Raw genomic sequence first — 17,920 nt, forward strand, 5'->3', positions numbered from 1 at the left:
GGAAACCGGATGATTCTGCAGAAACTCACCAGCAACAAAAACAGCAAGAAGTTCTTTTTATCGATAGCGACTATTTTTGTCATCGCGCTTATCGTGGTTGGGCGCGCAACCTTTGGCGGAGTGGTGAGCGAATACAATATGCCGTATTCGGAATGGACGACATCCATGTTCTTCCTGCAGGGCGCGATGGTTACCGTTTATAGCATTGTTTTTACGCTGCTGTTTTCTATCCCGCTGGGTTTCCTCTTTTTAGGTTCTGACCGCCGGGACTGATCTAACACGAAGGCGAACCAAAGTTCGCCTTCTGCTGCTTCATACTCTATCGCCAGTCTCTGTCGCTATGATGGTGGCGATGGTGCCCATGGTGATAGCCCGGGTCAACAATACATCCCGATAACAGCGTGCAAAGCGCAAGAATTAACGGCAACACGATCGGTTTTTTCATTACTCACTTCTCCAGTTAAATCCGTCCGCAGAAACGAGCATGCGGAATCGGCTGATGATGTGAGTGTATTCTTTTAAGTCATTGAGTAGATGAGATAATTCCGCAATTTTAGCCGGGCGCGTGGGCGAATATTCCTGGTTTTACCACCAGCCGAATTGCGTACCTGCAACGGCTACGATGGCGACAATAAGCATGATAATGGTGCTTTTTTTCATTATGCCCCGCCCGGTGCCGCATAGCCGCCGACAAAAAACCAGCCAAGAAAAACTACGGCAACGATGAAAATTGCCACCGGAAACAGAATACCCAGTCTCATAATTATGTCCCTGTTTGTCGATATGAGTCGTGCTGAACATCATACGGGATTTCAGCATAGATTAGTCAATATGAAAAAATGTCTCCTGACGACGAGATTTTTTATCCTGATACATCGCGTCATCGGCGGCGCGCAGCGCCTGTTCAACATTCTGTTGCTGAGGATCCGCTTCGATAACGCCAAAACTGGCGCCGGGATAGTTAATCCGGTGCTCACCAAGAAAATAAGTCCCCATCAACTCGTGACGCAGAGCGGTAATATACGCTTGCTGTTCCGCTAATTCGCTACCGTGGCCAACGATTAAGAATTCATCGCCGCCGAGACGGCCAACGATATCGCCGTTGCGCACTCGGGCATTCAGGCGCTCGCCAACCTGTATCAGAAAACTGTCGCCGCACGGGTGACCAAATCGGTCGTTAATCGCTTTAAAACCATCAAGATCGATATAAATGAGTAACACGCTACGCTGCTGCTCAAGGGCCAGTGGAAACTGCGCGTTAAGATGTTTAAACAGCGAGCGGCGATTTGGTAAGCCGGTTAGCTCATCGGTGTACGAATGCATTTCGAGAGCAACATTGGCTGCGCGCAGCTGCTGCACCAGCGTTTCTTTCTCAACGTAGTGGGAGATGAGTTTGGCAAACAGATTCATCACCTGCTCGCCTTCAAGGTTGTAGGGCTGTCTTTGGCGGCTGGTGGCGCACAGCGTGCCGAACAATGAGCCGTCGGTCAGGCGGACAGGAATGCTGAAAAAGGTGGCGATACCCAAATCCTGTGCGGCGATACACGAACGCCAGCGTTCGGCCACATCGTTGCTAAATATGCAACGATCGTCCAGCGCGCGTTTACACAGCGAATCATTCCATGGTACGGAGAAACCTTCGGGGATCTGCATTTCGCTGCTGTTGTGCGCATACATAATTAGCTGGCGCTGAGCTTCGAAGTCGATACGAGTCAGGTAGGTGGACTCCATGCGGGTAACAAGCTCCAGCATTTCAAGCAGCTGTCGCACCAATGTTTCGAGAGAGTGTTCATTGGCGAGCGTTTGCGAAACGCGAGCGAGGATAAAATCGGACATGAATAATACGGCTCCCGAACGCTAATCGTAACTAACAGCAAACTATGCAAAAACGTCAATCAGCGCAGAATTAACAGAGATACACAAAATTTAACACATCTGTTAGCAGAATACCTGCATCGGTAGCGGTAAAAAAAGCCCCGTCGGGGGCGACGGGGCAAAACTCATTGATTATGGAATGATCTGTTCTCTGGTCAGTTAGAGAACCGGGATACTCTACGATGCAAAAGTGCAGCTAAAATGGAGAAAGCGTGAAGATTCAAGGCGAAAGACCGTTTCAATCAAATAAGGGGGAGAAATGAAGTGGATGACCATCATCTTGCCTATAGCTTTAGCCGGATGCGTACATACCCAGCCGACACAACAAGTCCACCCGGCAGGCATGGCAAATCCTGCTGCAGTTTATTGCGAGCAACGGGGAGGAACGCAGGTTCCCATTCAGAGTCCGCAGGGCGTGCGCACTGACTGCAGGCTGCCTGGCGGTGAAACCCTGGACGAATGGGAACTCTGGCGTCGCGATCATCCGGCGAAGTCGTAACGCTTACGGTAGCGATTTCAGCCATTCAGCCAGCACCCGAGCATGGTTTTGCCGGGTATTTTTTGCCGCATAGAGCAACGTCAACGGTTGCTGGCGAGCCAGAGCGGCCAGGCGTTCACCTTCTTCGCGATGGGCGATCAGCTCTTCGCGATAGAGCTGGCTGAAATGGGCAAAATCAATAATCTCGCTGTGGTAAGCCTTACGTAACTCTGCCGATGGCGTCAACGTTTTGCACCACTCATCGCAATTGAGCGCCTCCTTTTTAATTCCCCGGGGCCACAGGCGGTCCACCAGAACGCGGTAGCCATCGTTTTGGTCCTGCGGGTCATAAACGCGTTTGCATTGAATCATCGTCATTCTCCCGTTGTTCCATCCATGCCAGCAGCTGCGGGAGCTGCTGGTCAGAAAATACCGTAATCCCGTGCCCGCGAAGCAGGGCGGCGGCCACGCCGGCGCCAGATTTGCGCTGCCCGCTAAAGGTACCAGAATTTTGTCCTTTATCGTGCATCCGTAGCCATTCTTCCGCGTTATACCAATACCATACCGTCAGGCAGACAAAATAGCCCGCTTTCAGAAGCGGAGAAAATAGGGATTGTGTTCTCTCATTGAGTTCGCTAACCTGAGGTTCCTTGTGTTGCCTGATAATCTCTCTGACATAAGGACCCGCTATGAACTCCCTCCTGCGTATTGCTCTGGTTGGTGATTACAACCCCGCTGTGACTGCCCATAAAGCGATTCCTCTGGCGATTGATGACGCCTCCGCCGTGCTCGAACTTGCGCTGCGCTATGACTGGCTGGCCACCAGCGAGATAAAATCCGCTGATGACCTCGCCGACTACGATGCTATTTGGGTGGTTCCCGCAAGCCCCTACCAAAATGCCGAAGGCGCGTTTATCGCCATTCGCCACGCGCGCGAAAACAGTATTCCGTTCCTTGGCACCTGCGGCGGATTCCAGCACGCAATTATTGAGTACGCGCGCAACGTTATGGGCTGGCAGGATGCTGCCCACGCGGAAACCGATACAGAAGGCCGGATGGTGATAGCGCCGTTAAGCTGCTCGCTGGTTGAAACGTCGGACAATATTGAACTGCGCGCCAATACGCTTATCTCTCGCGCTTATGGCCGCGCCAGCATTGAAGAGGGTTACCACTGCAACTACGGGATTGCCGAAGATTTTGCCAGCGAGCTGGAGCAGGGCGATCTGCGGGTGACGGGCTGGGATGATGAAGGTGAAGTTAGGGCGGTAGAGCTGGTGACGCATCCGTTCTTTGTCGCCACGCTATTCCAGCACGAGCGGAATGCGCTGGAAGGGCGGCCCGCGCCGCTGGTTCAGGCGTTTTTACGCGCCGCGAGCCGCTGATTAAACGCCCGGCGACAGAGTTCACCGGGGTCAGTATTGCTAGCCGCCGATCTCCCGATCGCGACCGGCCAGCGCGCCAAATAGAGCCATCGCAACAGAAATCAGCGCCACGGCGATTAGCGGAATATGCCAGTCACCGTTGGCGTCATGAATTTTGCCCATAACCGGCGGCCCGCAGGCGGCGAGGAGATAACCCACCGCCTGCGCCATTCCCGACAGCGCGGCGGCCTGGTGGGCTGAGCTGGCGCGCAAACCGATAAAGGTTAGTCCCAGAATCATGGTGGCGCCGGAGCCGAAGCCAAAGATAAACGTCCACAGCACCGCCTGACCGGGCAAAAACCATAATCCAGACGCGCTGATTGCGCACATCAGCGCGACCAGAACCGCAAGGCCGCGGTGATCTTTCAGCCGATGAAGTATCAACGGGATTGCCACCCCTGGCGCAGCGGTTGCCAGCTGGAGCAGCCCATGCAGGGAGCCGGCCTGAGCTTCGCTGTAGCCCATGCTTTGCAGAATTGCGGGCAGCCAGCCGATGATAACGTAGTAGACCAGCGAGTTAATGCCGAGAAATAGCGTGACCTGCCAGGCAAGCGCCGAACGCCAGATCCCCCGGTTGTGAATTGCGCCGGAACCCGTCAGTGGGGTCGGAACCTGATTGCGCGACTGTGGCAGCCAGACCATCAGCGCCAGCAGCGGAAAAACCATCAGTAACAATAGCGCGCCGCGCCAGCCCAGTCCGATGAGCGCCAGCGGAACAACCATTGCAGACCCCAGCGCCGCCGCTCCGCCCATGGTAAGGGAATAAGCGCCGGTCATTCTGGCGACATGCTGCGAAAAATCGCGTTTGATTAATCCCGGCAGCAGAACGTTTCCCAGGGCGATGCCGCAGCCAATAATCGCGGTGCCGATAAACAGTAGCGCGACAAAGGGCAGGGAACGCAGGCCAATACCGAGGCAAATCAGGATCATCGCCAGCAGCAGGCTCCGTTCGATGCCGAAGCGTCTGGCGATGCCTGCCGCCAGCGGCGAGACCAGGCCAAAAGCTAATAGCGGCAGGGTCGTTAACAGACCGGTTTGCGCGGTAGTCAGACCATATTCGCCGCGAATGGCGTCGAGCAGCGGTGCGGCGCCGGTAAAAGTGACGCGTAAGGTGGTAGCGATAAGCAGAATACCGACGATCAATAAAAAATTGCGGCGCCCGGCGGAAGGTGAAACAGAAGTCATGGCTATCTCAAACAAGAATACGAGGCGTTTACAATAGCCTGTTTGTCGCTTGTTTAAATCAAGCTAAAATGACAGATTATCGCTAAAATCGGACAATATTATGATCGGACTTGGCCTGGACGGCTACGACCCGGACAGCGGACATGAAGCGGCGGTGGCGTTTCGTATTCAGGTTGTCGCGGACGAGCAGTACATTCCGCGTCATCAGCATCGCAAAGGACAGCTGATTCTCGCGCTGCACGGGGCGCTGACCTGTGAAGTGGAAAACGCCATGTGGATGGTGCCGCCGCAGTACGCGGTGTGGGTGCCGGGACAGGTGCCGCACAGCAACAGAGCGACGCCTGAGGCGCAAATCTGTTTTTTATTTATTGAGCCTGGCTCGGCGCCGATGCCGAATTTCTGCTGTACGTTAAAAATCTCGCCGCTGGTGCGCGAGCTTATTCTCACGATGGCCCAGCGCGGCAGAGCAGCGCTCAATAAGCCGGAAATGAACCGGCTGGCGCAGGTGCTGTTCGATGAACTACCGCAGCAGCCGCAGGAGCACCTGCAGCTACCGGTCTCGGGGCATCCCAAAATTCGTCAAATGGCAGAAATGATGGCCGTCGATCCGGCGCGCTGGCAAACGCTGGCGCAATGGGCGGCGGAATTCGCCATGAGCGAGCGTAATCTGGCGCGGCTGGTGGTACGTGAGACAGGGTTGAGTTTTCGCCGCTGGCGGCATCAGCTGCAGCTGATCCTCTCCCTGCAGATGCTGATCCGCGGGCAGACGGTCCAGCAGACGGCGCAGACCCTGGGCTATGACTCTACCACCGCCTTTATTACGATGTTCAAAAAAGGCTTAGGGCAAACGCCGGGGCGCTATCTTGCCAGCCTGGCTACGACTTCCCGATAAATAGCGAGATGATCCCGGCAGCGATTAGCGGGCCGACCGGAACGCCGCGGAAGAGGGCGACGCCAATGACGGTGCCGACCAGCAGTCCGGCAACCAGCTGCGGCTGAGAGCCCATCAACGTGACGCCGCGTCCGCCAAGCCAGGAAACAAAAATGCCAACGGCAATCGCCACCAGCGATTTCCAGTTCACAAAGGAGTGCAGCAGCGTTGAAGCCGGCAACGTGCCGCTGGCGATAGGGGCCATTACGCCGATGGTGAGAATAATAATACCGATGGTCAGCCCTTGTTTTTCAATCCACGGAAAGAAAGCGTTGAGCGGAGTGACGCGGACGATAATTAAAACCAGGATTGAAATCGCAACGGTGGTGTTATGGCTAATAAAGCCGAGCGCCGCCAGGCCCAGCAGTATTAACAGGGTTGTGTCGAGCATGAGCAGAGGTCCTTGCCAGAATACAAAAAAGAGAAACCTGTTTACTCTACGCATAATTGCGTGAGTAAACAGGTTTTTTTATCGCAGACTTGCTATTTAAGGCATCTGCCCGATGGAGATTAACCATCCGCGAATTAAGCATGTCAGGAGAGCGGGCTGAGATTGCTGAAAAGCGTTGCTGCGATCAGGCGTCGCGATGAAATGCGATCAGTTCCGGACGAGCAATGCGTAAATAGTCAGCGGTATCAAGGATGATAGATTTATCAAGCTGCCCGGCGTTGAAGGCTATCTCCGGGAAACGCTCAAATAGCAGAGGATCGGCGACCAGCCGCAATGCCGGATGGAAACTGAAGGGCGGAATAGCGCCAAATTCGCAAGCGGTGAGGGTGTCTACCTCGGCCGGGCTGGCCAGGGAGGCTTTACTACCGCCAATGTGTTCGGCCAGACGAGCTAAATCAGCCTGCAGATCGGCGGCAAGGATCGCGAGGACGTGCTGGTTCACTCCGTGCCCCTTAACTTTACATACCAGCGCCTTCGCCCCCTGTCCCAGCGCCGTACCGCGAATCTTTGATACCGCTTCGCATTTGCCGACGGCCTCATGCTCCACAAGCCGATAGCGGGCCTGAGAACGATTAAGTAATTCAAGTAACATCTGGTGGGGGTTGTGTATTACAGACGCGTTCATGAGGACACTTTCCTTATGGGTAAAGCCATTAGCTTAATCCTGTCGGGCCGGTAAGGCGTGCTTTTTTTGCTTCTTATCGGCGTACAATCGGGCATCGGCAATTTTCATGACATCAACCAGGCTATCTCCCGGCGCCATGATGCAGGCACCCCATGAGAAATTAACGCGTTTATCAAAATCAATCGTTGCCAGATGCTGGCGAATGCGTTGTGGAATGCCTTGCGCTTCTTGCTCAGCATAATCGATCAAAATCAGGAAAAACTCATCGCCACCCAGTCTGATACCATAATCGCTTTTGCGAATAGAGGACGATATCGCCTGAGCAAGCATCACGATGGCGCGATCGCCTTCGTTGTGCCCCAGGGTATCGTTGATATACTTCAAACGGTCACAGTCCAGTGCCATAAACACAATATTCACTCCCTGTTCAGCCAGCTTTTGCAAACGGGATTCCAGAAGCGGAGAGAGGATTTTGCGGTTGAAAAGGCCGGTCAACGAATCGCTGGTATTTTGTTTAATGACATCGATATAGAGTCTGAAATGCATTCTTACCAGGTGTAAAAGTACGCTGGTGGAAATCAGGTAAAACAGAAATAGCTTCCACGAACTGAGCAGAAAATAGGCCATGTCCAGACAAAGCGCGACATGCAGGTTCTCTGCGACTTTCTGGCTGTGATTTGCGTAGCTGAAAAGATGGGTACGGCTGCGGTGGACGCTGATTTCAGATCTTGTGTTTGAATCCGTTAACGTAATATCGAGATAGCGCCAGACCAGAGGCCGGTCGGCAGTATAGAGAATTTCCTCGATATCCTGGCGAGTGATATCAACCATCACGACCCCTTTTAACCGCTCCCGATGATAGACCGGGCTTAAAAACGATAAAATATTCTGCCCGGTTAACGCGTCAGCATAGATGCTGGAAATCAGCGTACGACCGCGAATTAAACTATCGAGACTGGTCTGCGTGATACCTAGTTTGCTATCGTGAAGGAAGTTCCAGTTGTTAATTGGGCTACTATTTATCTCAACTGGAGAATAGAAATAGGCATATTTATTTTTCAGATCAATATAGTAGCGGAAGAGGTTTTTAGATTTGAACGATCCTGAACTTTGCAAAGCGTTGAGATCATTTTGAGCGATAGCCGCATCGAATGCCTGTAATGCCGGGAGGTCGCTAATCCACGGTTGGCACGAAGGCTGCGTGCTACTCAGTGTACCGTGAAGCAAAGGGAAAGCATGTCCGGTAAGATTTAACCCGCTAATATCGCCTTTTGTCTGTAGGCTGGTACAGGCTTGTTCTACTATTTCTGCCGTCGGTTGCGTATCCAGCTTGCGAGAAAACTGAGCAATAGCAAGCTGATTTTGATATTTATCGTACAGAAAGATAGATTCGCCTTTTTCGACGATGTATCGCAGATATTCCGACATATCCCGATGACTGGCGACTAATTCATACACCAGAAATGAGGATGTCAGGACAACCACCCCCGCAGAAATAAAATGACGGAGTAATTTATTCTGTAATTTCATGATGATAATTTCGCCAGGACAATTCTGATGATTCTAGCATGTGCGGGTCAGGGGCGCTATGTCTGGTGAAGAAGTAGGCTTTCTCAAACAGGGGAAAAGTTAATGTCCGGCAGCGGTAAAGTAAATAGGTTATTAAATATAAGAGTGCTAATTGATACTGCTGGTGAGTTAAATATCACACTAATTTCATAATTTGCTCATTTTATCTCCCATGCAATATGCTGCAATCACCCACTAATTGCTTTCATGATGAAGCTAAAAATGAAATAATTTTATTATTAGACGAACTTTTCTTATTCCTGTCAGTCCTTAGCAAGGCTAGCAAAAGTACTGTTGATAGTAGCAACGAGGTTATGATGATGGAGAACGCTGCGGTGCAGGTATCCCCAAGGAAGTTTAAAAAAATAAGGGAACTTAACAGGCGCCGTAATTATCTTTTTAAAAGATTACGCAACGTCATGCGGGTCTGTATTGCTAAAGCGCTTTGGGATAAGCGCAAACGACACGATGTTGATTTATCTTGCGCGAAAACGGTACTACTTCTGCGTAATGAAGGGGCGATCGGCGATGTAGTTGTAGACTCTGCGCTGGTTAAATGCCTTCATGAGGCCGGAATGAGCGTAGATTTTCTGCTGACTAAATCGAATAGTCAGGTGATGAAACATAACCCGCGAATTCGCCGTATCTATGAAGCCGAGAATGTTGACTCGGCGGTTTATCTGCGCAAATTTACCCATAATGTTTCTCGGACAATGGTTAATGAGCTGGCGAATAATAAGTATGATCTTGTTATTGACCCTTCGCTTTTCGATATTCCGGTGCACAGGATGTTGCTGCTGAGGCAAATCAAAGCAAAAGCGGTATTGGGTTTTAATAAATGGTCATCGATTAATCACTATACCCGAAGCTTTGATTTTGACTGTGAAAACTGGCACGTCACCAGAACCTTTACGCTTATCGCTGATTACCTGAAGCTGGATAAAAAGCACCTGGAGTCCTATGACCTGCATATTCCTGCGGATATTTCTCAGCAAGTTGCTGACTATCTGTTGAGTGTGACTGGCGACAAGGTGGTGATTAATATTTTTGCCGGGCACCAGGATCGCAGTCTTTCTCAGACACAGCTGGCGACGCTTATTGCCAGATTGCGTGCAGATTATCCAGAAACCAATATTATTCTGCTCGATCATCGTAACGAAATCAGCATTCCTTTACCCGAAAAGGTGAGGATAAATCCGTTTAAAACCCTGCATCATTGCATGGCCCTGATAGCCCAGTCTGATTTAGTGATTTCACCGGATACCTCGGTGGTTCATATGGCGGCGGCGTGGAAAAAACCGCTTATCGCGGTCTATAAAGATGTTCCCATGAATAATCGACTCTGGGCACCTGGATACGACAAGGCGCGGCAGATCGTTGTTAAATGCGGTAAAGTTCATCAGCTGGAAAACTTGCCCGACCTCATTATGGCAGAGACAGAGCGCGTCATTTCACGACAAATCCCGGCGGAATAAAGTGAGGATAAAACAGCCAGCAAAGTACGCTGGCTGTTTTAAGAAGACTACCCGTCTGCTTTTGACGTTTGCTTGTGAAAGAGTTCGCGGAAAACCGGGTAGATGTCTTCGGGGTCGCGAATATGCTGCATCGCGAAGTTTTCAAACGTCGCCTGCAGGTGTTCATACTCCCGCCACAGCGTCTGATGCGCCCGGCGAGTTATCTCTATATAGCTATAGTAGCGCACCACCGGCAGGATTTTTTTCGCCAGCAGCTCGTGACATAGCGGCGAGTCGTCCGCCCAGTTATCACCATCAGATGCCTGCGCGGCGTAAATATTCCACTGCGCGGGGTCATAGCGCTCTTTTACCACTTCATCCATTAATTTCAGGGCGCTGGAGACAATCGTGCCGCCGGTTTCCTGTGAATAAAAGAACTCATGCTCGTCGACCTCTTTAGCCTGCGTATGGTGGCGGATATAAACCACATCAACGTTTTTATAGGTCCGGCTGAGGAACAGATACAGCAGGATGTAAAAACGTTTTGCCATATCCTTTGTCGCCTGGTCCATGGAACCGGAGACGTCCATCAGGCAAAACATCACCGCCTGACTGGACGGTTCTGGCCGTTTTTCATAGTTTTTATAGCGCAGGTCGAAAGTATCAATAAACGGTACGCGCTCGATTTTCGCCCGTAATTCGGCGATCTCTCTGCGCAGGCGCTCCTCTTCCAGCAGCTGTGCAGGTTCGCTTTTGCTAATGATATCGAGCTCTTCTTCCAGAGCGTGCAGCTCCCGGCGTTTACCTGCGGTCATCGCCGTACGCCGCGCCAGCGAGTTTTGCAGCGAGCGAACCACGCTGATGTTGGCGGGAACCCCGTTTGCAGTGTAGCCCGCGCGATGGGTTTTAAATTCCGTCAGCTGCCGCTGCTGGTTTTTTTGCAGATTGGGCAGGGCGAGATCTTCGAATAACAGATCCAGATATTCGTCTTTCGAAATCTGAAAGACAAACTCGTCCTGACCCTCGCCATCGGCGCTGGCTTGTCCCTGGCCGCTGCCACCTCCACCGCCGCCGCCCTGAGGGCGTTCGATACGATCGTTTTGTACAAAGTGATCGTTACCGGGATGTACGCGGTTGCGTAGTCCGCCGCGCCCCTGATGAAACATCGGTTCGTTAATATCGTCCGTTGGGATGGAGACGGACTCCCCGCTCTGAATATCGGTCACCGAGCGCTTGTTTATGGCCTCGGAGATCGACTGTTTTATCTGCGCTTTATAGCGGCGCAGAAAGCGCTGTCGGTTGACGGCGCTTTTATTTTTCCCGTTCAGGCGTCGGTCTATGAACCAGGTCATATGCCCTCCTGTACTGCATTTGCCAACGATACCCGTCATACTTCAAGTTGCATGTGCGTTGGCTGCACTCGCTCACACCGGTCACTTACTTTAGTAAGCTCCCGGTGATTCACTCCCTTGCCGCCTTCCTGAAACTTGAATTATTTAGGGTAATGCCCTTAATTATTCGGGCTTCAGTACTATCTTTTCCTGCAACCCGAGTTAACGGAGTCCGCGCAGTTATTATTAGCCCGGCAGTTATCGCCTGCCGGGCTGGTCTATCAGGATGATTTACGTACCCGCAGATACCATTCGCACAGCAGACGAACCTGCTTGCGGGTATAGCCTTTCTCCATCATGCGGTCGACAAAGTCATCGTGTTTTTTCTGCTCATCGGTTGACGTTTTGGTGTTGAACGAGATCACCGGCAACAGCTCTTCGGTATTGGAGAACATTTTCTTCTCAATAACCGTGCGCAGTTTCTCGTAGCTGGTCCAGTTTGGATTCCGCCCGTTATTGTGCGCTCTGGCGCGCAGCACGAAGTTGACTATCTCGTTACGGAAGTCTTTCGGATTACTAATTCCGGCAGGCTTTTCGATTTTTTCCAGTTCGGCATTCAGCGACTCGCGGTCAAACAGCTGGCCGGTATCCGGGTCGCGATACTCCTGATCCTGAATCCAGAAGTCGGCATAGGTGACATAACGGTCGAAAATGTTCTGCCCGTATTCCGAATAGGATTCAAGGTAAGCGGTCTGAATCTCTTTACCAATAAACTCGGCATATTTCGGGATCAGATAGCCTTTCAGGAACTCCAGGTAACGCTCTGCCTGCTCCTGCGGGAACTGCTCGCGCTCGATTTGCTGTTCCAGGACGTAGAACAGATGCACCGGGTTAGCGGCGACTTCGGCATGATCAAAGTTAAACACTCGCGACAGAATTTTAAATGCGAAGCGGGTAGACAAGCCGTTCATCCCCTCATCGACGCCGGCATAGTCGCGATACTCCTGATAGGATTTCGCTTTCGGGTCGGTGTCTTTCAGGCTTTCGCCGTCATAGACGCGCATTTTCGAATAAATGCTCGAGTTCTCCGGTTCTTTCAGGCGTGACAGAATTGAGAAGCGCGACAGGGTTTCCAGAGTTCCCGGCGCGCAGGGCGCATGGGTCAGTTCACTGTTGTTAAGCAGTTTTTCATAGATGCGGATCTCTTCGGAGATTCGCAGGCAATAAGGCACCTTGACGATATACACGCGGTCGAGGAAGGCCTCATTGTTTTTGTTATTACGGAAGGTGACCCATTCCGATTCGTTCGAGTGAGCGAGGATTATCCCGTTGAACGGCAGGGCGGAGATACCCTCGGTACCATTGTAGTTGCCTTCCTGCGTAGCGGTCAGCAGCGGATGCAGCACCTTGATGGGCGCTTTAAACATCTCCACAAACTCCATCAGGCCCTGGTTCGCACGGCACAGGGCGCCGGAATAGCCGTAAGCATCCGGATCGTTCTGCGCGTAGTGTTCCAGTTTACGGATATCCACTTTCCCAACCAGCGCGGAGATGTCCTGATTGTTCTCATCGCCGGGTTCAGTTTTGGCGATGGCAATCTGCGCCAGTATTGATGGCCAGACTTTCACCACCCGGAACTTAGTGATGTCGCCGCCGAATTCATGCAGGCGCTTGGCCGCCCACGGCGACATGATGGTCCCCAGATAGCGGTTCGGGATACCGTACTCTTTCTCGAGGATCTGCGCATCTTCCTGCGGGTTGAAGAGGCACAGCGGATGATCGTTGACCGGGCTGCGCTCTCCGTTAGCGCTAAGCACGTAAATAGGAACGCGCTGCATGAGGGACTTCAGGCGTTCAGCAAGCGATGATTTACCGCCGCCCACGGGTCCCAGCAGATACAGAATTTGTTTCTTCTCTTCCAGCCCCTGAGCGGCATGCTTTAAGTAAGAAACAATTTGCTCGATGGCATCTTCCATACCGTAAAACTCTTCAAATGCCGGATAGCGCGCGACAACCCGGTTTGAAAAGAGACGGGATAGCCTGGGTTCCAGGGCCGTATCGACCATGACCGGCTCACCGATGGCCATCAGCAATCTTTCTGCTGCATTAGCATAAGCACTGCGATCTTGCCGACAGATGGTAAGAAACTCCTGCAGTGTGAACTCTTCGTCCTTGGCAGCTTCATAGCGCTGGCGATAGTGATCGAATATATTCATGGCATGCCGTCCTTTCGTTTTTAGCACAGGTTGAGAGCCGTTCATATGAATAGTGGGAGCCCCCGGAAGAGGTAAGCCGTTCAGCGTTCTCTGATTCTCCAGCAACCCTTATGCCAGGTTGGCGCAGTCTCTGGATAACGTGCCCCGCATTTACTTCTTCTAAATTAAAGCGTAGATGCATTTGGAAAACTTGCATGAGGCAGAAAATCAATTTCAATGACATATCAATAACTCATCCGGAAAAGCGGGCTCTTTTTTGCTCCTTGTGCCCGATAGCGTCACGGCGCCGTCATTTAGTTGTCAGTTTGTGGTCATATGACGATGGGAAATTGGTTAGTTCTGTGTAATGACAGGTAAAGAATTTGAGGCATGACGTATACAACGTTAAACTGCCAGCGCTGATAATTTGACAACAGGAATATGGATCGTGACTAAAATCAAACTTCTGGCACTAGGTGTGTTGATTGCGACCTCAGCATCCGCCGTACACGCTGAAGGGAAGTTCACTTTAGGGGCGGGTGTAGGTGTCGTTGAACATCCGTACAAGCAATATGATGCTGATGTTTACCCGGTGCCCGTTATTAATTATGAAGGTGATAACTTCTGGTTTCGCGGTTTAGGTGGTGGTTACTACCTGTGGAATGATACCAGCGATAAGCTCTCCTTGACCGCATACTGGTCGCCGATGTTCTTTAAACCAGGCGATAGCGATAGCGAGCAAATGCGCCGTCTGGACAGACGTAAATCGACGATGATGGCCGGTCTTTCCTACGTTCACAATACCCGTTACGGTTTCCTGCGCACTACGCTGGCAGGCGACACGTTGGATAACAGCAACGGTGTTGTGTGGGATCTGGCGTGGCTGTATCGCTATACCAACGGTAACCTGACGATAACGCCGGGTATTGGCGTTGAATGGAACAGCGATAACCAGAATGAGTACTACTATGGCGTTTCGAAGCATGAGTCGAATCGCAGCGGCATGCGCAGCTACGATCCGGACAGCAGCTGGAACCCGTATCTGGAGCTATCGGCAAACTATCGTTTCCTCGGCGACTGGAGCGTATATGGCGCTGCGCGCTATACCCGTCTGTCTGATGAAATCACCGATAGCCCGATGGTCGATAAGTCCTGGAGCGGCGTAATATCTACGGGCGTGACTTACACCTTCTGATAGTGCTTTATCACAGGGCAATTTGTGCATCAAAACAGGGCGTAATGCCCTGTTTTGCATTACGGTGGTGCAATCATTCCCGGGAGGTATCTATGACAGAAAGGACAATCAGTTTTGGCGAGCATTCAGCGGTTCCCGTTATTGGGCAAGGGACCTGGTATATGGGAGAAAACCCGGCATTGCGCGCCCAGGAGGCCGCTGCACTCCGTGCGGGCATCGACCTTGGGTTAACGGTTATCGATACGGCGGAAATGTATGCTGACGGCGAAGCCGAAGAGGTGGTCGGCGAGGCCATCCGCGGACAACGGGACCGGGTGACGCTGGTCTCTAAAGTCTATCCGTGGAATGCGGGAGGGCGCAAAATAGCCAGCGCCTGCGAGGCCAGCCTGCGCCGTCTGAATACCGACTATCTGGATCTCTACCTGCTGCACTGGCGCGGTGATTATTCGCTGCAGGAGACGGTTGAAGGTATGGAGGCGCTGGTAGCGCAGGGCAAAATTCGTCGTTGGGGCGTATCGAATCTTGATTTTGATGATATGCAACAGCTCTGGCAGGTGGAGGGGGGCGAACAGTGCGCGACCAATCAGGTGCTTTACCATCTGGCTTCCCGCGGGATTGAGTATGATCTCCTGCCATGGTGTCAGCAGCAGCGGCTGCCGGTGATGGCGTATTGCCCGCTGGCTCAGGCCGGTCGACTGCGCGATGGACTTTTAAATCATACCGTTGTGAAAAATATTGCGCAGGAGCGGGGCGTGACCGCAGCGCAGGTTCTGCTGGCCTGGGTTATCAGCCATCGGGGCGTTATAGCGATCCCTAAAGCGTCAGATATCGATCACGTAGAGCAGAATGCCGCGGCGCTGAATATTGTGCTGACCGCTGAAGAACTGGCGCTTCTGGATAAGGCCTACCCTGCGCCAGGCAGAAAAACGCCGCTGGATATGGTCTGAAATAAACATTCACTCTTTATCCCGTACGCATATAAGCCTGCGGCTTAAGGTATTGCAGACCGGGCCAGGCGTGAGCCGCCGCCCGGTACAAAGGCGAAAACCGGTTTACTGTGTGAGCTTAGCGTTTCACTACGCGAATGGTTTGCGCCAGGCGGGAAGGTTTCTCTTCGCTGGCCTTCTGCGGTTCGGTCACGCAGCAGCTTTCTACACACACGAAGGTTTTGTAGCCATCATCCGGCATGTCGCCCATGCTTACTGACAGCGCCGGGCCCGGGTTCCAGCCCACCACGTTGCTGTTATGATGATGAGTGACATCAATATTGCGATTCAGCGCATCGTCGTGAATCACGCTGCAGGTTTCGGCATTCAGATATACACGATCGGTCCGGTCAGGGAAGGTCTGTACGCCGTTGCTTAATACGCCTTCTTCGGCGTTATTCACTTTATCAATATAACGCTCGCCCAGACCGCTGACTTTCACTGCTGCAATATCACCGACGTTGAAATAGGTGTGCAGGGCGGAAGTGGTTTCAAATTCACCGTGTGCTTCCAGCTCAATTTCGCAGGTTGTGCCCAGTTTGAAACGCGCTAACAGGGTGAACTCGTGTGGCCAGTACTGGCGGGTAGCATCGCTGCTTTTCAGTTCAAAAGTCAGCACGACGCCGTTGTCATCTTCATCATGCCCTTTCAGAGACCACGGCAGGTTGCGGGCGAAACCGTGTGACGGCAGGCCTTGTTGAGCCGACGGGCCGAACCATGGCCAGCAAATCGGCACGCCGCCGCGCAGGGCTACGCCATTTTTAAACGGGGTATTACCGCTGAGCCACAGAACTTCTTCCTCACCAGCAGGCTTCCAGGAGAGCAGATGAGCGCCCTGGAACGCAACCGAGGCTTTAACCTGCGGATGCTCAACGACGATTAACTCCAGGTCATCAAGCTGGCGACGGGAGAGGACAGGGGTAAGCTGTTCGAGAACCGGGAGAGCAAAAATTTTATTAATCATTACGCAATCCTTTAATGCTCAGATAAAAAAAGAGCGACCGAAGTCGCTCTTGCAGATTACTGTCTCATCTCAACTTATTTGGAGATGTGAGCAATCAGATCCAGAACCTTGTTGGAGTAACCAGTTTCGTTGTCGTACCAGGAAACCAGTTTTACAAAGTTGTCGTTCAGAGCGATACCCGCTTTAGCATCGAATACGGAAGTGCAAACTTCACCGTTGAAATCGGTAGATACAACGTCGTCTTCGGTGTAGCCCAGAACGCCTTTCATTGCGCCTTCGGAAGCAGCTTTGATTGCTTTCTTAATTTCTTCATAAGAAGCAGCTTTTTCCAGACGAACGGTCAGGTCAACAACGGATACGTTCGGAGTCGGAACGCGGAATGCCATACCGGTCAGTTTGCCATTCAGTTCTGGCAGTACTTTACCTACAGCTTTAGCAGCACCGGTAGAGGACGGGATGATGTTCTGAGCTGCGCCGCGGCCGCCGCGCCAGTCTTTATGAGACGGGCCGTCAACGGTTTTCTGAGTAGCGGTAGTTGCGTGAACGGTAGTCATCAGACCTTCGATGATGCCGAAGTTGTCGTTGATAACTTTTGCCAGCGGAGCCAGGCAGTTGGTGGTGCAGGATGCGTTGGAAACGATGTCCTGGCCTTCGTATTTGTCAAAGTTAGCGCCTTTAACAAACATCGGGGTGTTATCTTTGGACGGGCCAGTCAGAACGACTTTTTTCGCGCCAGCGGTGATGTGTTTACGAGCGGTTTCGTCGGTCAGGAAGATACCGGTTGCTTCAGCAACAACGTCAACACCTACTTCGTCCCACTTCAGGTTAGCCGGGTCACGCTCAGCGGTAACACGGATTTTTTTACCGTTAACGATCAGATGACCGTCTTTCACTTCAACGGTACCGTTGAAACGGCCGTGAGTGGAGTCATACTTCAGCATGTAAGCCATGTATTCAGCGTCTAACAGGTCGTTGATTGCAACGATCTCGATGTCAGAACGTTCCTGAGCAGCACGGAAAACAATGCGACCGATACGGCCAAAACCGTTGATACCTACTTTGATAGTCATATATTCCACCAGCTATTTGTTAGTGAATAAAAGGTTGCCTGTAAAATTACAAAAACCTTACGCAGCGTCAAGCGGAATCGTGTCAATCATTGCGACAAATCAATCCAGAGCATGCCTTTGCGCGACTGATTTATCCCACTTTCCCTTTGAGCCCAATTCCATATGGGGGCTGCGCCCGGAATTTTAAAGG

20 protein-coding genes and 1 pseudogene are annotated in these 17,920 nt (G+C 51.9%); 7 read left to right on the plus strand and 14 right to left on the minus strand.

The genetic code is table 11. The features are described from left to right. Positions 1-9 precede the first annotated feature (9 nt). Positions 10-273, plus strand: coding sequence for a DUF2534 family protein (locus GJ746_RS10390; RefSeq protein WP_154680116.1), 264 nt, complete (start codon positions 10-12; stop codon positions 271-273). A gap of 46 nt (positions 274-319) precedes the next feature. Here the strand turns inward: GJ746_RS10390 and GJ746_RS10395 are convergent, their stop codons facing one another. The 4 genes from GJ746_RS10395 to GJ746_RS10410 form a co-directional block, all read right to left on the minus strand. Beyond that, on the minus strand, positions 320-445 hold the full coding sequence (locus tag GJ746_RS10395; RefSeq protein WP_154680117.1) for a hypothetical protein: 126 nt from the start codon (positions 443-445) through the stop codon (positions 320-322). A gap of 140 nt (positions 446-585) precedes the next feature. Continuing rightward, positions 586-660 carry a protein YoaJ gene (yoaJ, locus tag GJ746_RS25615; RefSeq protein ID WP_117125385.1) on the minus strand — a complete coding sequence of 25 codons (75 nt, stop codon included), beginning with the start codon at positions 658-660 and terminating at the stop codon, positions 586-588. Next, positions 660-761, minus strand: coding sequence for a YoaK family small membrane protein (locus tag GJ746_RS10405; protein WP_004101234.1), 102 nt, complete (start codon positions 759-761; stop codon positions 660-662). Before GJ746_RS10405 ends, yoaJ begins: the two co-directional genes overlap by 1 nt. A 61-nt stretch (positions 762-822) precedes the next feature. Beyond that, positions 823-1,836, minus strand: coding sequence for a sensor domain-containing diguanylate cyclase (locus GJ746_RS10410; protein ID WP_154680118.1), 1,014 nt, complete (start codon positions 1,834-1,836; stop codon positions 823-825). A gap of 298 nt (positions 1,837-2,134) precedes the next feature. Here GJ746_RS10410 and GJ746_RS10415 point away from each other — a divergent pair, with 298 nt between their 5' ends. Next, positions 2,135-2,374 carry a DUF333 domain-containing protein gene (locus GJ746_RS10415; protein WP_154680119.1) on the plus strand — a complete coding sequence of 80 codons (240 nt, stop codon included), beginning with the start codon at positions 2,135-2,137 and terminating at the stop codon, positions 2,372-2,374. Positions 2,375-2,377: 3 nt separating this feature from the next. Here the strand turns inward: GJ746_RS10415 and GJ746_RS10420 are convergent, their stop codons facing one another. Beyond that, positions 2,378-2,725 (minus strand): DUF488 domain-containing protein, encoded by a 348-nt coding sequence (locus GJ746_RS10420; RefSeq protein WP_154680120.1) that lies wholly within the window; start codon positions 2,723-2,725, stop codon positions 2,378-2,380. Continuing rightward, positions 2,700-2,858: pseudogene (locus GJ746_RS10425) on the minus strand (DUF523 domain-containing protein); the annotation flags it as partial. The gene GJ746_RS10420 and the pseudogene GJ746_RS10425, both read right to left, overlap by 26 nt. Positions 2,859-3,042: 184 nt before the next feature. Between GJ746_RS10425 and GJ746_RS10430 the strand changes: the two are divergent. Then, entirely contained in the window at positions 3,043-3,735 is a 693-nt protein-coding gene (locus tag GJ746_RS10430) for a CTP synthase (protein ID WP_154680121.1), read from the plus strand. 39 nt (positions 3,736-3,774) lie between these two features. Here the strand turns inward: GJ746_RS10430 and GJ746_RS10435 are convergent, their stop codons facing one another. Beyond that, positions 3,775-4,959, minus strand: coding sequence for a CynX/NimT family MFS transporter (locus tag GJ746_RS10435; protein ID WP_154680122.1), 1,185 nt, complete (start codon positions 4,957-4,959; stop codon positions 3,775-3,777). A 97-nt stretch (positions 4,960-5,056) separates the two neighbouring features. Between GJ746_RS10435 and GJ746_RS10440 the strand changes: the two genes are divergently transcribed. Then, entirely contained in the window at positions 5,057-5,851 is a 795-nt protein-coding gene (locus GJ746_RS10440; protein ID WP_195908859.1) for an AraC family transcriptional regulator, read from the plus strand. Here the strand turns inward: GJ746_RS10440 and GJ746_RS10445 are convergent. From GJ746_RS10445 to dgcJ, 3 genes are all read right to left on the minus strand, one after another. Then, the gene (locus tag GJ746_RS10445; protein ID WP_154680124.1) at positions 5,835-6,281 is read right to left on the minus strand and encodes a DUF441 domain-containing protein; all 447 of its coding nucleotides are present in this window, start codon (positions 6,279-6,281) and stop codon (positions 5,835-5,837) included. The genes GJ746_RS10440 and GJ746_RS10445 overlap by 17 nt on opposite strands. 184 nt (positions 6,282-6,465) lie before the next feature. Beyond that, a complete protein-coding gene (locus GJ746_RS10450) occupies positions 6,466-6,966 on the minus strand; it encodes a YbaK/prolyl-tRNA synthetase associated domain-containing protein (protein ID WP_154680125.1) in 501 nt (166 codons plus the stop codon). A 33-nt stretch (positions 6,967-6,999) separates the two neighbouring features. Then, a complete protein-coding gene (gene dgcJ / locus GJ746_RS10455; protein WP_154680126.1) occupies positions 7,000-8,496 on the minus strand; it encodes a diguanylate cyclase DgcJ in 1,497 nt (498 codons plus the stop codon). 356 nt (positions 8,497-8,852) lie between these two features. Here dgcJ and GJ746_RS10460 point away from each other — a divergent pair, with 356 nt between their 5' ends. Then, entirely contained in the window at positions 8,853-10,010 is a 1,158-nt protein-coding gene (locus tag GJ746_RS10460) for a glycosyltransferase family 9 protein (RefSeq protein ID WP_154682693.1), read from the plus strand. 47 nt (positions 10,011-10,057) lie between these two features. Here the strand turns inward: GJ746_RS10460 and GJ746_RS10465 are convergent, their stop codons facing one another. Together GJ746_RS10465 and yeaG are read right to left on the minus strand one after the other, a co-directional pair. Beyond that, positions 10,058-11,341, minus strand: a complete 1,284-nt coding sequence (locus GJ746_RS10465) for a YeaH/YhbH family protein (RefSeq protein WP_154680127.1) — start codon at positions 11,339-11,341, stop codon at positions 10,058-10,060. A 260-nt stretch (positions 11,342-11,601) separates the two neighbouring features. Next, the gene (gene yeaG / locus GJ746_RS10470; protein WP_154680128.1) at positions 11,602-13,536 is read right to left on the minus strand and encodes a protein kinase YeaG; all 1,935 of its coding nucleotides are present in this window, start codon (positions 13,534-13,536) and stop codon (positions 11,602-11,604) included. 427 nt (positions 13,537-13,963) lie between these two features. Here yeaG and GJ746_RS10475 point away from each other — a divergent pair, with 427 nt between their 5' ends. Both GJ746_RS10475 and GJ746_RS10480 read left to right on the plus strand, forming a co-directional pair. Further along, a complete protein-coding gene (locus GJ746_RS10475; RefSeq protein WP_154680129.1) occupies positions 13,964-14,710 on the plus strand; it encodes a MipA/OmpV family protein in 747 nt (248 codons plus the stop codon). 92 nt (positions 14,711-14,802) lie between these two features. Next, a complete protein-coding gene (locus GJ746_RS10480) occupies positions 14,803-15,657 on the plus strand; it encodes an aldo/keto reductase (protein WP_154680130.1) in 855 nt (284 codons plus the stop codon). A gap of 118 nt (positions 15,658-15,775) precedes the next feature. Here GJ746_RS10480 and GJ746_RS10485 read toward each other — a convergent pair whose 3' ends face one another. Further along, positions 15,776-16,660: a D-hexose-6-phosphate mutarotase gene (locus tag GJ746_RS10485; RefSeq protein WP_154680131.1), complete on the minus strand. Its 885-nt coding sequence runs from the start codon at positions 16,658-16,660 to the stop codon at positions 15,776-15,778. Between the two features lie 74 nt (positions 16,661-16,734). Further along, positions 16,735-17,730 (minus strand): glyceraldehyde-3-phosphate dehydrogenase, encoded by a 996-nt coding sequence (gene gapA / locus GJ746_RS10490; protein WP_154680132.1) that lies wholly within the window; start codon positions 17,728-17,730, stop codon positions 16,735-16,737. Between the last annotated feature and the right edge of the window lie 190 nt (positions 17,731-17,920).

Origin of the sequence: Klebsiella oxytoca, assembly GCF_009707385.1 — a bacterium.
Taxonomy (GTDB): domain Bacteria; phylum Pseudomonadota; class Gammaproteobacteria; order Enterobacterales; family Enterobacteriaceae; genus Klebsiella; species Klebsiella oxytoca_C.

Bases quoted from the DNA above. Each gene is read 5' to 3' on its own strand.
- GJ746_RS10465 (WP_154680127.1), bottom strand. From the start codon at position 11,341: ATGACCTGGTTCATAGACCGACGCCTGAACGGGAAAAATAAAAGCGCC.
- GJ746_RS10460 (WP_154682693.1), top strand. From the start codon at position 8,853: ATGATGGAGAACGCTGCGGTGCAGGTATCCCCAAGGAAGTTTAAAAAA.
- GJ746_RS10480 (WP_154680130.1), top strand. From the start codon at position 14,803: ATGACAGAAAGGACAATCAGTTTTGGCGAGCATTCAGCGGTTCCCGTT.
- gapA (WP_154680132.1), bottom strand. From the start codon at position 17,730: ATGACTATCAAAGTAGGTATCAACGGTTTTGGCCGTATCGGTCGCATT.
- GJ746_RS10485 (WP_154680131.1), bottom strand. From the start codon at position 16,660: ATGATTAATAAAATTTTTGCTCTCCCGGTTCTCGAACAGCTTACCCCT.
- dgcJ (WP_154680126.1), bottom strand. From the start codon at position 8,496: ATGAAATTACAGAATAAATTACTCCGTCATTTTATTTCTGCGGGGGTG.
- GJ746_RS10430 (WP_154680121.1), top strand. From the start codon at position 3,043: ATGAACTCCCTCCTGCGTATTGCTCTGGTTGGTGATTACAACCCCGCT.
- GJ746_RS10420 (WP_154680120.1), bottom strand. From the start codon at position 2,725: ATGATTCAATGCAAACGCGTTTATGACCCGCAGGACCAAAACGATGGC.
- GJ746_RS10395 (WP_154680117.1), bottom strand. From the start codon at position 445: ATGAAAAAACCGATCGTGTTGCCGTTAATTCTTGCGCTTTGCACGCTG.
- GJ746_RS10390 (WP_154680116.1), top strand. From the start codon at position 10: ATGATTCTGCAGAAACTCACCAGCAACAAAAACAGCAAGAAGTTCTTT.
- yeaG (WP_154680128.1), bottom strand. From the start codon at position 13,536: ATGAATATATTCGATCACTATCGCCAGCGCTATGAAGCTGCCAAGGAC.
- GJ746_RS10450 (WP_154680125.1), bottom strand. From the start codon at position 6,966: ATGAACGCGTCTGTAATACACAACCCCCACCAGATGTTACTTGAATTA.
- GJ746_RS10405 (WP_004101234.1), bottom strand. From the start codon at position 761: ATGAGACTGGGTATTCTGTTTCCGGTGGCAATTTTCATCGTTGCCGTA.
- GJ746_RS10410 (WP_154680118.1), bottom strand. From the start codon at position 1,836: ATGTCCGATTTTATCCTCGCTCGCGTTTCGCAAACGCTCGCCAATGAA.
- GJ746_RS10415 (WP_154680119.1), top strand. From the start codon at position 2,135: ATGAAGTGGATGACCATCATCTTGCCTATAGCTTTAGCCGGATGCGTA.
- GJ746_RS10435 (WP_154680122.1), bottom strand. From the start codon at position 4,959: ATGACTTCTGTTTCACCTTCCGCCGGGCGCCGCAATTTTTTATTGATC.
- GJ746_RS10445 (WP_154680124.1), bottom strand. From the start codon at position 6,281: ATGCTCGACACAACCCTGTTAATACTGCTGGGCCTGGCGGCGCTCGGC.